The following is a 12,549-nucleotide window of genomic DNA, read 5'->3' on the forward strand; positions in this document are numbered from 1 at the left end:
TCATTGAGCACCTGCGGTCTCGAACGGCCGCGGCTTCGATCAACGTATTTATTCAGGGTGAACTCATGATTCAGTTTTTAGCGCGCGCGACCTTCTGCGCATTGATGGCCATCGCCGGCATGGCGAACGCCGCAGTCAAGGACGAGGATGCCGTCAGGGAAACCGTCGGCCTCTACCTGCACGGCACCAGCTTCAACGACCAGGCCGAGATCAGCCAGGCGTTCTATACCAACTCGCGCCTGTATCTGGACGGACAGGGCGATGGGGTGCGGGAAATGAGCGGCCCGGAATACGCCAAACTCTTCCCCACGGAACGGAAGGCGCAATTCAACGGCCGGGTGGGCCGCCTCATCAGCGTGGACGTGACCGGCACCGTAGCCACCGCGAAGGCCGAAATCCTGATGCCGAAGCAGGGCGTGCGCTATGTGGACGTGTTCCTGCTCAAAAAAGTAGCAGGCAACTGGAAAATCGTCAGCAAGTCAGCCTACCGCGAGGACGCGCCCAAACACGCGCGCAAGGTGCTGATGGTCGTCTCAAACGCCCACCAGTATCCCGGCACGAAGGTCAACACCGGCAACAACTTCCCCGAACTCGCCTACACCTACGACGTGTTCCGCAAGGCGGGCTACGCGGTGGACTTCGTGAGCCCGGACGGTGGCGCCGTGCCGCTGGAAATGATCAACACTTCCGACGACATGATCAAGCGGCACCTGTATGACAGGGACTTTATGTGGGCGCTCGCGCACACTTTGCCGGTATCCGCCGTCAACGCCGAGGAATATGCAGGCATCCTGTTCGCCGGCGGCGGCGCAGCCATCGTCGGTGTACCGGAGCACAAGGCGCTGCAGGATCTTGCGCTGCGCATCTACGAACAGCAAGGCGGCGTGCTCGCCGCCATCTGCCAGGGCACCGAAGGCTTAACCAACCTGAAGTTGCAGGACGGCAGCTTCCTCATCCAGGGCAAAACCCTCACTTCCTTCCCGGATGCATTCCTGAACAAGGAATCGCCGATCTTCAAGGCCTACCCCTTCTCGGTGGAAGGCAGCATCAAGCGCCGCGGCGGCAAGTTCGTGCATGGCGAGAACGGGAAGGGCCATGTCGAGGTCGATGGCCGGCTGATCACCGGCATGAACTGGGAATCCTCTGTTGGCGTTGCGGAAGCGATGATCAAGCTGCTCGGACAGTGAAGCAGGCCGTTTAACGCCTACCGTAAAGGAGGTAATCGGCGGTATAGGCAACGCGCGCGGACTCCCCGGCATTGGCGGCCGTGCAGCCCTCTGCCGGCGCCTTGCCCCCAACCGTATTCATGCGCTGGATGGAGTTGATGCGGCTGAAAGCACCGTCCGGGCCTACCGACTTTGCGCCCAGCAGCAGCCAGGGAATCGCATTGGCATCGGGCGCATCGGCTTTCTGCAGCACTGTTCCTACGACCTTGCTGCCATCCAGCGCCTCCCAGTGCGGGCCAGCGTAGTGCTTCCCGACGCGCTTGCCTTGCGCGTCGGCCAGTTCCGCTTCGGGACCGGTAAACGCCCATTCGAACTTGCCCTGCGCATCTTTCGGCGCACGGCATTCATAAATCTGCACGCCCTTCGCGTGCACGGTCGCGATGAGCGCTTCCCCCGCAGGTGCCTGCAAGGACGGCGGGATCGAAGTTTGGGCGAAGACGTTACCGCCCATTCCGGCGCTGATCGCCAGGGCGAGGATCAAAGTTTTTTTCATATGCAATCAATCGAAAAGTGGATATTCGACCAGCCGTGCACCGTCTGTGCGGAAGTCATCGGCTGGGAGATTGCCAGGCAGCGGGAAGCGAACTAGGTCGAAGGAATGCAGTGTAGTGCGTTACGAAGTTGAAAACCGCGCCCGGAATCCGCCAAATTGTGCAGATCGTCGCTTTGAATACTGAGGAGGAACTGGGTGGTGCGGCTGGCTGGGATCGAACCAGCGACCCTTGGCTTCGGAGGCCAATACTCTATCCACTGAGCTACAGCCGCACGGGGGGTACATCGGAAGAGACACGAAGGATACCGGGTTTCCCGAAAACCGTCCATGGAAAGTGTCTCTTTGCCAGCATATTGCATTCCCCATAGGGGGTTTTCCGTCTATAATCGCCGGTTTGGCGAGGGTTTGCTTGCTATGGTGCAAAAACGCTAACGCCAGGACCACCCAGCTTCGGAAACTGTACTAAGGAAATCATGAGCGACGCACATAACGAACACGAATCCGCCATCAGAACCCCAAAGCAACTCGTTGCTGCTGTTGTGGGCTTCTTCGCCATCACCATTATCGGCATCGCGCTGCTGGTCATCTACGTGACCCAGAACAAACTGACCGGCGCCGGTTCGAATGCGCAGTCCGCTGAAGCTGTTGCCGCCCGCCTGAAGCCGGTGGCTGATGAAGGTTTCACCCTGAAGGACGCTAATGCACCGAAAGTGCTGCAGTCCGGCGAAGCGATCTATACCTCGACCTGCCAGGCTTGCCACGGTACCGGCGCTGCCGGTGCTCCGAAAGTTGGCGATAACGCCGGCTGGGGTGCGCGTCTGGCCCAGGGCTATGACACCGTTGTGAAGCACGCTATCGAAGGTATCCGTGCAATGCCGGCCAAGGGCGGCAACCCGGATCTGGATGATGTGGAAGTGGCGCGTGCCGTGGTGTATATGGCGAATAAGTCGGGTGGCAAGTTCAAGGAGCCTGAGGTGCCTGCGGCGCCGGCAGCGGCTCCTGCAGCTGAAGCTGCTGCACCTGCGCCTAAGGGCTGATGCTTCAAGCTCCGAATTGAAAAGGCCGCGGTTGCGGCCTTTTTCTTTTGCGGACTGGAGTTCGGTGGCGGACTGGGCTTTCGGGGACAGACTCCAATTAGGCGAGCTAATTGGGGTCTGTCCCCATCTGCCCCGGGCTGCATAAGCGATAAAAAAGGCCGCGTGAGCGGCCTTTTCGTTTTACCAGATGATGACTCGGTCTTTTGGTTCGAGGTACATCTTGTCGCCGGGCTTCACGCCGAAGGCGTCGTAGAAGCCGGGCTGGTTGCGCATGGTGCCGTTGGCGCGGTATTGGCCCGGAGAGTGCGGGTCGGTCTTGATCTGCTGGATCAGGGCCGGTTCACGCATCTTCATGCGCCATACCTGCGACCATCCCATGAAGAAGCGCTGGTCGCCGGTCAGGCCGTCGATCACCGGTGCTTTCTTGCCCTTCAGGGACAGCTTGTACGCCTTGTACGCCACCGCAAGGCCGGAGTTGTCGCCGATGTTCTCGCCCAGCGTCAGTTCGCCATTCACGTTGTAGCCCGGCAGCGGGCTGAAGGCGCTGTATTGCGATACCAGCTGGCCGGTCTTGACCTTGAAGTTCTTGTGGTCTGCTTCGCTCCACCAGTCGCGCAGGTTGCCGTCGCCGTCATACTGCGCGCCCTGGTCGTCGAAGCCGTGGCTGATTTCATGGCCGATCACACCGCCGATGGCGCCGTAGTTGACCGCGTCATCCGCTTTCGGATCGAAGAATGGCGGCTGCAGGATCGAGGCCGGGAACACGATCTCGTTCATCTCCGGGTTGTAATAGGCGTTGACGGTTTGCGGCGTCATCAGCCATTCGTCACGGTCGATCGGTTTGCCCAGCTTGTTGGTTTCGTAGGCATAGCGGTACTCCGACGCGCGGCGCACATTACCCAGCAGGTCGTCACGCTTCACGGTCATCGTGGAGTAGTCCTTCCACTTGCTCGGATAGCCGATCTTGGTGGTGAACTTGGCCAGCTTGGCTTGCGCTTCCTTCTTCGTTGCAGGCGTCATCCACTCCAGCGTGTTGATGCTTTGCTTGAAGGCGGCCAGCAGGTTTTTCACCAGCACGTCCATGCGCGCCTTGTACTCAGGCGGGAAGTACTGCTGCACATAGACCTTGCCGATGCTCTCACCCAGTGCGGATTCGGTGGAGGCCACGGCGCGCTTCCAGCGTGGACGCTGTTCGGTCACGCCGCTCAGCACCTTGCCGTAGAAGTCGAAGTTCGCGTCCACGAACTGCTTGGACAGGTATGGCGCGGCGGAGCGCACCACCTGCCACTGGAAGTAGGCTTTCAGCGTGTCCAGCGGGGTATCGGCCAGCACCTTGTCCAGCGCCTGGAAGTAGGTCGGCTGGCTGACGATCACGTAGTCCACCTTGCCGGCGATGCCGGTGGCGGCCAGGTAGCCGTTCCAGTCGTAGCCCGGCATCATGCCTGGCAGCTTGCTGATCTCGTATTTGTTGTAGGCCTTGACCGGGTCGCGCAGTTCCACTTTCGACCACTGGATCCTGGCGATCTCGGTTTCGAACGCGACGACGGCTTTGGCACTGGCGGCGGCATTCGCGTCGCCGGCCAGCGTCAGCAGGCGCGCAACGGCCACTTCATACTTGGCCAGCGCGTCGGCCAGCTTGGCGTCGTCCTTCTTCAGGTAGTAGTCGCGGTCAGGCAGACCGAGGCCGCTCTGGCTGAAGTCCACCACGTATTTGGTGGAATCCTTGTTGTCCTGGTGGATGCCGAAGTCGATGGGCGCGCCGACCGAAATGCGGTTCAGGTAAGCGATCATCGCCGGCAGTTCTTTCTTGTCCTTCAGTGCGGCGATCTTTGCCAGGTCGGCCTGGATCGGCGCCGCGCCCAGCTGCTCAAGGCGCGCTTCGTCCATGAAGGCGGCGTAGTAGTCGCCGATGCGCTGCTTGTCCGCGTCGCCCTTGGCGTTGGTGGCGGCGTTCTCGATGATGGAACGCAGCTGCGGCTGGATGTCGTCATGCAGCTTGGCGAAGGAGCCCCAGCTTGCCTTGTCGGCCGGGATCTCGGTGGTGGACAGCCACTTGCCGTTGGTGTGAACGAAGAAGTCGTCCTGTGCGCGGACGGCAGGGTCGATGTATTCGACCGCGATGCCGGAGGTGGGCTTCGACGGCTTGGCAGCTTTATCGGCTGCACCGGCCGTACCGTAAACGGCGGCCAGTACGGCCATCGTCATTGCACTGAGCAGATGTCGTTTCAAGGGTGTTCCTCTCAAGGATATTGTTTTGACTGCTTTTAAATGCCGAATGCCCGGCCTGTGGCCGGGCAAACTACTCTAGCACATCGATTACCAGATGATGACGCGCTCTTCAGGCTTCAGATACAGCTTGTCGCCTTCCTTCACACCGAAAGCTTCGTAGAAGCCCGGCTGGTTTACCACCGTGCCGTTGGCGCGGAACTGGCCCGGCGAATGGGAATCGGTCTTCAGCATCTGCAGTTGCGCTTCGTCGCGCGCCTTGATGCGCCACACCTGGCCGAAGCCCATGTAGAAGCGCTGCTCGCCGCTCATATTGTCGATCACCGGCGCAGGCTGGCCGTTCAGCGAAATCTTGTAGGCCTTGTAGGCGATGGCGAGGCCGGAGTTGTCCGCGATGTTCTCGCCCAGCGTGAGCTTGCCGTTCACGTAGTAGCCCGGCAGCGGGCTGTAGCCGTCGTACTGCTTCACCAGGGCGTCGGCCTTGGCCTTGAAGTTGGCGCGGTCGGCGTCGGTCCACCAGTTGCGCAGGTTGCCGTCGCCGTCGGACTGGCTGCCCGAGTCGTCGAAGCCATGGCTGATTTCGTGGCCGATCACGGCGCCGATGGCGCCGTAGTTCACCGCATCATCGGCCTTCGCGTCGAAGAACGGCGGCTGCAGGATGGCGGCCGGGAACACGATCTCGTTCGCGGTGGGACGGTAATAGGCGTTGACGGTTTGCGGCGTCATGCCCCACTCGGTGCGGTCGATCGGTTTGCCCAGCTTGTTGATGCCGCGGTTGTAGCTGAAGCTTGAGGCGCGGCGCACATTGCCCAGCAGGTCGCCGGCGTTGAACTTCAGCGCCGTGTAGTCGCGCCATTTGTCCGGATAGCCGATCTTCGGCGTGAACTTGGCCAGCTTGGCCTGGGCTTCACGCTTGGTCTCGGGGCTCATCCAGTCCAGGGTGTCGATGCTCTGCTTGTATGCCACGAGCAGGTTCTGCACCAGGTGCTGCATGCGTTCCTTGCGGTCGGCCGGGAAGTGCTGCGCCACATACAGCTTGCCCAGGCCTTCGCCGATGGCGCCTTCCACCAGCTGCACGCCGCGCTTCCAGCGCGCGGGCTGTTCTTTCAGGCCGCTCAGCGTCTGGTCGTAGAAGGCAAAGTGCGCGTCCGCGTAAGGTTTGGAGAGGTATGGCGAAGCGCTGCGCAGCGTTTGCCAGGTGAAGTAGGACTTCCACACCGCCAGGTCGGTGTCCTGCACGATCTTGTCGAAACCGGCCAGGTAGCTCGGCTGCATCACGATCACGTAATCGGTCTTGGTGGCCACGCCTGCATCGGACAAGGCCTGCTTCCAGTTGTAGCCCGGCGCAATTTCGCTCATCTTGTCGATCTGCGTTTTGTTGTAGCGCTTCACGGGGTCGCGGTTTTCCACGCGGGTCCACTGCACTTCGGCCAGGCGGGTTTCCAGCGCCACAATGGCTTTCGCTTCGGCTTCAGCGTCCTTGCTGCCCGCCATGCCGAGGATCTTTGCAACGTGCTTCTCATATTTGGCCAGCGCGTCAGCCATCTTCGCATCGTCTTTTTTCAGGTAATAGTCGCGGTCCGGCAGGCCAAGGCCGCTCTGGCTCATGTAGACGGCGTAGCGCGTCGACTCGCGCGCATCCTGCGACACGCCGACCGTATACGGAGTCGGCACGCCAATCCGGTTCAGGTGCGCTATCAGGCCTGGCAAGGCCTTTTTATCTTTCAGGGCGCGGATGCGGCTCAGCTCACCGGCCAGCGGCTTGATGCCCTGCTGTTCCAGCTTTGCTTCGTCCATGAAGCTTGCGTACAGTGCGGCGATTTTCTGCTCTTCGCCTTTCAGGTCCTTGCGCTTCTGCAGGTCTTCGATGATGGTGCGCAGCTGGGTCAGCGCGTCGTCGCGCAGCTGGTTGAAAGACCCCCAGCGCGACTGGTCGCCCGGAATCTCCGTGGTGTCCAGCCATTTGCCGTTCACGTGGCGGAAGAAATCGTCCTGCGCGCGCACTTGCGAATCGATGTATTTGGTGTCTACACCGGACATGACGGCCGAGGTATCGGCCGCCTGTGCAAATGCCGCGATCAGGCTGAGAGTGAGCAGCGAGTATTTCATGCCTTCGTATCCCGTTATAAGTTTTGGTTACAGGCGCAGGCTCGGTGCAATGGGCGCGCGCCGCCAGCCCGTTAGCGTATACGAGCCGGCGCCATAATGCATCTTCGGAAATGTTTCTGTTGGCAGAATGCAGCACTCAGTTTCGGGAACCCATACCCGGCATGCCGCCGGCACCACCTGGTCCGCCCACGCCGCCCCGATGGCCGCCGCGTCCTTCGCCACGGCCTTCGCCTTCGCCGCGGTGCGGCGCCGCAGGGCGCTGCGGGCCTTCGATGCGCGACAGCTGCTCGCCGAGGAACACCGCAACGGCGTGGCGCTGGTTCTCGTCCAGCGCATCGTTCATGGTCAGCCACAGCTCGCGCAACTGCTTTTCTTCCGCGCTGCTCGCGGCCTGCTCCGCATCGAGCGCGCCGGTGAGCTCGCGCAGCTCAACATCCTTCGCTTCCAGCGCCTGCTTGCTGGCGGCCTGCAGCCGTTCGCGGCGCGACTGGCGCTCCCTCAGCAGCGTGCGCGTGCGGTTCTCGGTCTGCGCCCACAGCGTTGACTGATTGGCATTCAGCTTGAGGGATTCCTTCAATGCGGGCGCCATCAGCAACAGCTCATCCGCGCGCATGTCCATCACGGGCGTGGCATGGGCGGAAACGGCAAAGGCCAGCGCCAGCGCAGCAGCGCCGGCGGATTTCTTCAGATAAGCGAGGGACATACGGGCTCCGGACAAAAAAAAGCCAGCGCGGGCGCGCTGGCGAAAACCACTTCAGGGTAGAGAGAAATACAAACCCAGTGTAGGACGCGCCTGTCACCCCTTCCCGGTTTCTTACAAATACTTACTCTCGTAAACAAGCACATACATACGGTGAAAAAAGGAAATATTGACAGCCTGTCCAGCTGCCCGTGGTAAAGCTGTGTTTTATTACGTAAAGCCCGCCACGCTTGCCGGGAATCAGGTTTATACTGAATTCACGGCTGTTGTGTAACCGCCGTACACAGGGAAGGTGACTCATGGGAAAGAAACTCAAAAATACCGGGCTGGTAAGCCTGGGAGTTGTAGCGGGGATTGCGATTTCCCTGCAGTTTTCCGCCATGGCGCAGCGTCCGGTAGAGCCGGGCCTGCCACTCGAAGAATTACGCCAGCTGGCAGACGTGTATGGGCTGATCAAATCAGACTATGTTGAGCGGGTAGAAGACCGCAAGCTGCTGACCGAAGCCATCTCCGGCATGGTGGCCTCGCTCGACCCGCATTCGGCCTACCTCGACAAGCAGGCCTACGCCGAGCTGCGCGAAGGCTCGCAAGGCAAGTTCGTTGGCCTTGGGGTGGAAATCGCCCAGGGCGAAGAAGGCTACATCAAGATCGTGGCGCCGATCGAAGACACCCCCGCATGGCGTGCCGGCATCAAGCCGGGCGACATGATCACGCGGCTGGATACCACTTCCCTCAAAGGCCTCACGCTGGACGAGTCCATCAAGCGCATGCGCGGTGAACCGAACAGCAAGGTCACGCTCACCGTACAGCGCAAGGACGAGCCGCAGCCGCTGGTATTCACGCTGGTGCGCGAGGAAATCCACCAGAAAAGCGTGAAGGCGCGCATGATCGAACCGGGTTATGCCTGGCTGCGCGTGTCGCAGTTCCAGGAGCCTACGGTGGACGACCTGGCCGCACGCATCCAGGACCTGTACAAACAGGACCCGAACCTGAAAGGCCTGGTGCTGGACCTGCGCAACGACCCGGGCGGCGTGCTGCAAGGCGCCATCGGCGTGGCGGCGGCCTTCCTGCCCAAAGACGCGCCCATCGTCTCGACCAACGGCCAGCTGCCGGATTCGAAGCAGATCTACTACGGCCGCGCCGAATACTACTCGCTGCGCGGCGATACCGACGTGCTGGCGCGGCTGCCGGAGGCTGTGAAGCGGGTGCCGATGGCGGTGCTGGTCAACACCGGCTCCGCTTCGGCCTCCGAGATCGTGGCCGGGGCGCTGCAGGACTATCGCCGCGCCACCATCATCGGCAGCCAGACCTTCGGCAAAGGCTCGGTGCAGACCATCCGCCAGCTGACGGCCGACACTGCGCTGAAGCTGACCACCGCGCGCTACTACACGCCGCACGGCCGCTCCATCCAGGCCAAGGGCATTACGCCGGATCTGCTGGTGGACGAGACGCCGGACGGCGACGGCGTCAATGCGCTGCGCATGCGTGAAGCGGACCTGGAGAAGCACCTGGCCAACGACCGCGAAGCGGAAGGCGCGAAGACGAAACGCGACGAGCTGGAAGAGAAAATCCGCATCCTGTCGATGGAAAAGAACCGCAAGCCGCTGGAATACGGCAGCACGGACGACTTCCAGCTGGCACAGGCGCTGAACCACCTGAAAGGACAGCCGGTGCAGCTCTCCAAGGGCGAATCGAAATTCGCCGCGGCGGCAGTCCCAAAATAGAGGATTTCCCCTACTCCTGACGGCGCCTGCGGGCGCCGTTTTACATGGCGGGATGCGGTAGAATCAGCCCACAATTCAAGCCATATTAGCAAAGACGAAAGCTTAACCATGAAACAAGCCGTTATCAGCGGTACCGGTCTCTTTACCCCGCCGAATGCCATCTCGAACGACGAGCTGGTGGCCTGCTTCAATACCTACGTGGAGCAGTTCAACGCCGAGCATGCGGACGCCATCGCGGCCGGCACGGTGACGGCGCTGGAACCATCCAGCTCCGCCTTTATCGAAAAAGCTTCCGGCATCAAGTCGCGCTATGTGATGGAAAAGGCCGGCATCCTCGATCCGAAGCGCATGGTGCCGGACATTGCCGAGCGCTCGGACGAAGAACTGTCGCTGCAGGCCGAAATCTGCGTGAAGGCCGCGCAGCAGGCGCTGGACCGCGCCGGCCGCACCCCGGCCGATATCGATATGGTGCTGGTGGCCTGCTCCAATATGCAGCGCCCTTACCCGGCCATGGCGGTGGAAGTGCAGCAGGCGCTGGGCATCGACGGCTATGGCTTCGACATGAACGTGGCCTGCTCGTCGGCCACCTTCGGCATCCAGACCGCCGTGGCGGCGGTGGAGAGCGGCCAGGCGCGCGCGGTGCTGATCCTGAATCCGGAGATCACCAGCGGCCACCTGAACTGGCGCGACCGCGACAGCCACTTCATCTTCGGCGATGCCTGCACCGCCATCGTGGTGGAGCTGGCGGAAAATGCCGTGTCGCAGCACCAGTTCCTGGTACTGGATACGAAGCTGAAGACCAGCTTCTCCAACAATATCCGCAACAACTTCGGCTTCATGAACCGCTTCGATGAAGACGGCATCGGCCAGCCGGACAAGCTGTTCCGCCAGCAGGGCCGCAAGGTGTTCAAGGACGTGTGCCCGATGGCGGCCGAGATGATCAAGAATTCCATCGCCAGCGCGGGGCTCGAAGTGCCGCAGGTCAGCCGCTACTGGCTGCACCAGGCCAACCTGAACATGAACCAGCTCATCGCGCGCATGATCCTGGGCCGCGATGCGGAACCCGCGGAAGCGCCGGTAATCCTGGACAGCTATGCCAATACTTCCTCGGCCGGCTCGGTCATCGCCTTCCACAAATACCAGGACGACCTGCCGCAGGGCGCCTACGGCGTGATCTGCTCCTTCGGCGCGGGCTACTCCATCGGCAGCGTCGTAGTACAAAAACGCTGAGCGGGCGGCGGGGGCGTTATACTCGTTGATGGACGTCCGGCCGGGCGTTCTTCAACGCTGCCATAAGGAGCCCCCCGCGCATGCCCCATGACGTCACGCTCATCACCACCATCGCCGCAGCCCTTGGCTTCGGCCTCGTCTTCGGCTTCATTGCCACCCGCATCAAACTGCCCGCCCTCGTAGGTTATCTCGCGGCAGGGATTCTGCTCGGCCCGGCCACACCCGGCTTCGTGGCGGATGCTGCACTGGCGGGTCAGCTGGCGGAGATCGGCGTGATGCTGATGATGTTCGGCGTGGGCCTGCACTTCTCGCTCGACGATTTATGGGAGGTGCGGAACATCGCACTGCCGGGCGCCGTGCTGCAGATTGCAGCGGCAACGGCGATGGGCATGGGCCTCGCGCACTGGTGGGGCTGGAGCATCGGCGGCGGCCTCGTATTCGGGCTCGCGCTGTCCGTGGCCAGCACCGTGGTGCTGCTGCGGGCGCTGGAAGAACGCGGCATCCTCGATTCCTTCAACGGCCGCATCGCCGTCGGCTGGCTGGTGGTGGAAGACCTGGTGACGGTGATCGTGCTGGTGCTGCTGCCGCCGCTGGCGGGCTCGCTGGGCGGCGAACCGGCGGCCGGTGCGGAGAATGCTTCCCTGCTCAAGACGCTGGCACTCACGCTGGGCCAGGTCGCCATCTTCGTCGGCTTCATGATGCTGGTGGGGCGCAAGCTGTTCCCGTGGATTCTGTGGCAGGTAGCGCGCACCGGGTCGCGCGAACTGTTTACGCTGTGCGTGATTGCGGCGGCGGTGGGCATTGCCTATGCGGCCACCAAACTGTTCGGCATCTCCTTTGCGCTGGGCGCTTTCTTCGCCGGTATGGTGCTGCGCGAATCGGAACTGAGCCACCGCGCGGCGCAGGAATCGCTGCCGCTGCGGGACGCGTTCGCGGTGCTGTTCTTTGTTTCAGTGGGCATGCTGTTCGAACCGGCGATTGTGCTGGAACAGCCGCTTCGGCTGCTGGCCGTGGTCGCGATCATCGTGTTCGGCAAATCGCTGGCGGCCTTCCTGCTGGTGGTGCTGCTGCGCTATCCGGCCAAGAGCGCGCTGATGGTATCGGCCAGCCTGGCGCAGATCGGCGAATTCTCCTTCATCCTTGCGGCGCTGGGCATTTCGCTGAAGCTGATGCCGCATGAAGGCCAAAGCCTGATCCTGGCGGGTGCCATCATCTCGATTGCACTGAATCCGCTGGTTTTCGCGATGACGAAACCGCTGGAACGCTGGCTTGGCAAGAACAAGCTCCTGGCCGCGAAATTCGAACGCCGCCCTGACCCGCTGGCCGAGCTGCCGATGAGCACCGAGCACCACAAGCTATCCGGCCAGGTGGTGCTGGTTGGCTACGGGCGAGTGGGCCGCCAGATCGCAAAACAGCTGACCGAGCAAGGCATCCACTATGTGGTGGCGGAACAGAACCGCGACATCGTCGACCAGCTACGGCGCGAAGGCACGGCGGCAGTGGTCGGCAATGCGGCGGAACCGGCGGTGCTGATCCAGGCGCACATTGCGCGCGCCCGCATGCTGGTGATCGCCACGCCGGACACCTTCCACGTGCGCGCCATGATCGAAACGGCGCGGGCGCTGAACCCGGAAATCAAAACGGTCGTCCGCACCCACAACGAAGAAGAAGCCAGCCTGCTGCGCGGCGAACGCGCCGGCAAGATCTTCATCGGCGAAGAAGAACTCGCCAACGGCATGGCCGCCCACATCGTCGCCGACTTCCATGCCCCCAGCTCACACAGCTGAGTCCGCGACACCGTGGG

Annotated in this window: 9 protein-coding genes and 1 tRNA gene; 5 read left to right on the top strand and 5 right to left on the bottom strand. The window is 62.0% G+C overall.

Annotated elements, in window-relative coordinates:
- The first annotated feature begins 65 nt into the window (after positions 1–65).
- On the top strand, positions 66–1,187 hold the full coding sequence (locus tag ACJRPG_RS11210; RefSeq protein WP_408000165.1) for a nuclear transport factor 2 family protein: 1,122 nt from the start codon (positions 66–68) through the stop codon (positions 1,185–1,187).
- Positions 1,188–1,197: 10 nt separating this feature from the next.
- Here the strand turns inward: ACJRPG_RS11210 and ACJRPG_RS11215 are convergent, their stop codons facing one another.
- Positions 1,198–1,719: a DUF3455 domain-containing protein gene (locus ACJRPG_RS11215; RefSeq protein ID WP_408000166.1), complete on the bottom strand. Its 522-nt coding sequence runs from the start codon at positions 1,717–1,719 to the stop codon at positions 1,198–1,200.
- A 196-nt stretch (positions 1,720–1,915) separates the two neighbouring features.
- Positions 1,916–1,991 (bottom strand) — tRNA-Arg (locus ACJRPG_RS11220).
- Between the two features lie 201 nt (positions 1,992–2,192).
- On the opposite strand from ACJRPG_RS11220, the gene ACJRPG_RS11225 reads away from it, so the two are divergent.
- The gene (locus ACJRPG_RS11225) at positions 2,193–2,756 is read left to right on the top strand and encodes a c-type cytochrome (protein ID WP_408000167.1); all 564 of its coding nucleotides are present in this window, start codon (positions 2,193–2,195) and stop codon (positions 2,754–2,756) included.
- 180 nt (positions 2,757–2,936) lie between these two features.
- Here ACJRPG_RS11225 and ACJRPG_RS11230 read toward each other — a convergent pair whose 3' ends face one another.
- The 3 genes from ACJRPG_RS11230 to ACJRPG_RS11240 form a co-directional block, all read right to left on the bottom strand.
- Positions 2,937–4,961 carry a M13 family metallopeptidase gene (locus ACJRPG_RS11230; protein WP_408000498.1) on the bottom strand — a complete coding sequence of 675 codons (2,025 nt, stop codon included), beginning with the start codon at positions 4,959–4,961 and terminating at the stop codon, positions 2,937–2,939.
- A gap of 111 nt (positions 4,962–5,072) precedes the next feature.
- Positions 5,073–7,091, bottom strand: coding sequence for a M13 family metallopeptidase (locus ACJRPG_RS11235; RefSeq protein ID WP_408000168.1), 2,019 nt, complete (start codon positions 7,089–7,091; stop codon positions 5,073–5,075).
- Between the two features lie 136 nt (positions 7,092–7,227).
- Positions 7,228–7,794, bottom strand: a complete 567-nt coding sequence (locus ACJRPG_RS11240; protein ID WP_408000169.1) for a hypothetical protein — start codon at positions 7,792–7,794, stop codon at positions 7,228–7,230.
- A gap of 296 nt (positions 7,795–8,090) precedes the next feature.
- Here ACJRPG_RS11240 and ACJRPG_RS11245 point away from each other — a divergent pair, with 296 nt between their 5' ends.
- From ACJRPG_RS11245 to ACJRPG_RS11255, 3 genes are all read left to right on the top strand, one after another.
- The gene (locus ACJRPG_RS11245) at positions 8,091–9,515 is read left to right on the top strand and encodes a S41 family peptidase (protein ID WP_408000170.1); all 1,425 of its coding nucleotides are present in this window, start codon (positions 8,091–8,093) and stop codon (positions 9,513–9,515) included.
- Positions 9,516–9,623: 108 nt separating this feature from the next.
- Positions 9,624–10,745 (top strand): beta-ketoacyl-ACP synthase III, encoded by a 1,122-nt coding sequence (locus ACJRPG_RS11250; RefSeq protein WP_408000171.1) that lies wholly within the window; start codon positions 9,624–9,626, stop codon positions 10,743–10,745.
- Between the two features lie 80 nt (positions 10,746–10,825).
- The gene (locus ACJRPG_RS11255; protein WP_408000172.1) at positions 10,826–12,532 is read left to right on the top strand and encodes a cation:proton antiporter domain-containing protein; all 1,707 of its coding nucleotides are present in this window, start codon (positions 10,826–10,828) and stop codon (positions 12,530–12,532) included.
- Positions 12,533–12,549: the final 17 nt, after the last annotated feature.

The organism is Pseudoduganella rhizocola (genome assembly GCF_045984285.3).
In the GTDB taxonomy this organism is placed as follows: domain Bacteria; phylum Pseudomonadota; class Gammaproteobacteria; order Burkholderiales; family Burkholderiaceae_D; genus Rugamonas.

Bases quoted from the DNA above. Each gene is read 5' to 3' on its own strand.
- ACJRPG_RS11240 (WP_408000169.1), bottom strand. From the start codon at position 7,794: ATGTCCCTCGCTTATCTGAAGAAATCCGCCGGCGCTGCTGCGCTGGCG.
- ACJRPG_RS11235 (WP_408000168.1), bottom strand. From the start codon at position 7,091: ATGAAATACTCGCTGCTCACTCTCAGCCTGATCGCGGCATTTGCACAG.
- ACJRPG_RS11250 (WP_408000171.1), top strand. From the start codon at position 9,624: ATGAAACAAGCCGTTATCAGCGGTACCGGTCTCTTTACCCCGCCGAAT.
- ACJRPG_RS11225 (WP_408000167.1), top strand. From the start codon at position 2,193: ATGAGCGACGCACATAACGAACACGAATCCGCCATCAGAACCCCAAAG.
- ACJRPG_RS11210 (WP_408000165.1), top strand. From the start codon at position 66: ATGATTCAGTTTTTAGCGCGCGCGACCTTCTGCGCATTGATGGCCATC.
- ACJRPG_RS11230 (WP_408000498.1), bottom strand. From the start codon at position 4,961: ATGACGATGGCCGTACTGGCCGCCGTTTACGGTACGGCCGGTGCAGCC.
- ACJRPG_RS11255 (WP_408000172.1), top strand. From the start codon at position 10,826: ATGCCCCATGACGTCACGCTCATCACCACCATCGCCGCAGCCCTTGGC.
- ACJRPG_RS11215 (WP_408000166.1), bottom strand. From the start codon at position 1,719: ATGAAAAAAACTTTGATCCTCGCCCTGGCGATCAGCGCCGGAATGGGC.
- ACJRPG_RS11245 (WP_408000170.1), top strand. From the start codon at position 8,091: ATGGGAAAGAAACTCAAAAATACCGGGCTGGTAAGCCTGGGAGTTGTA.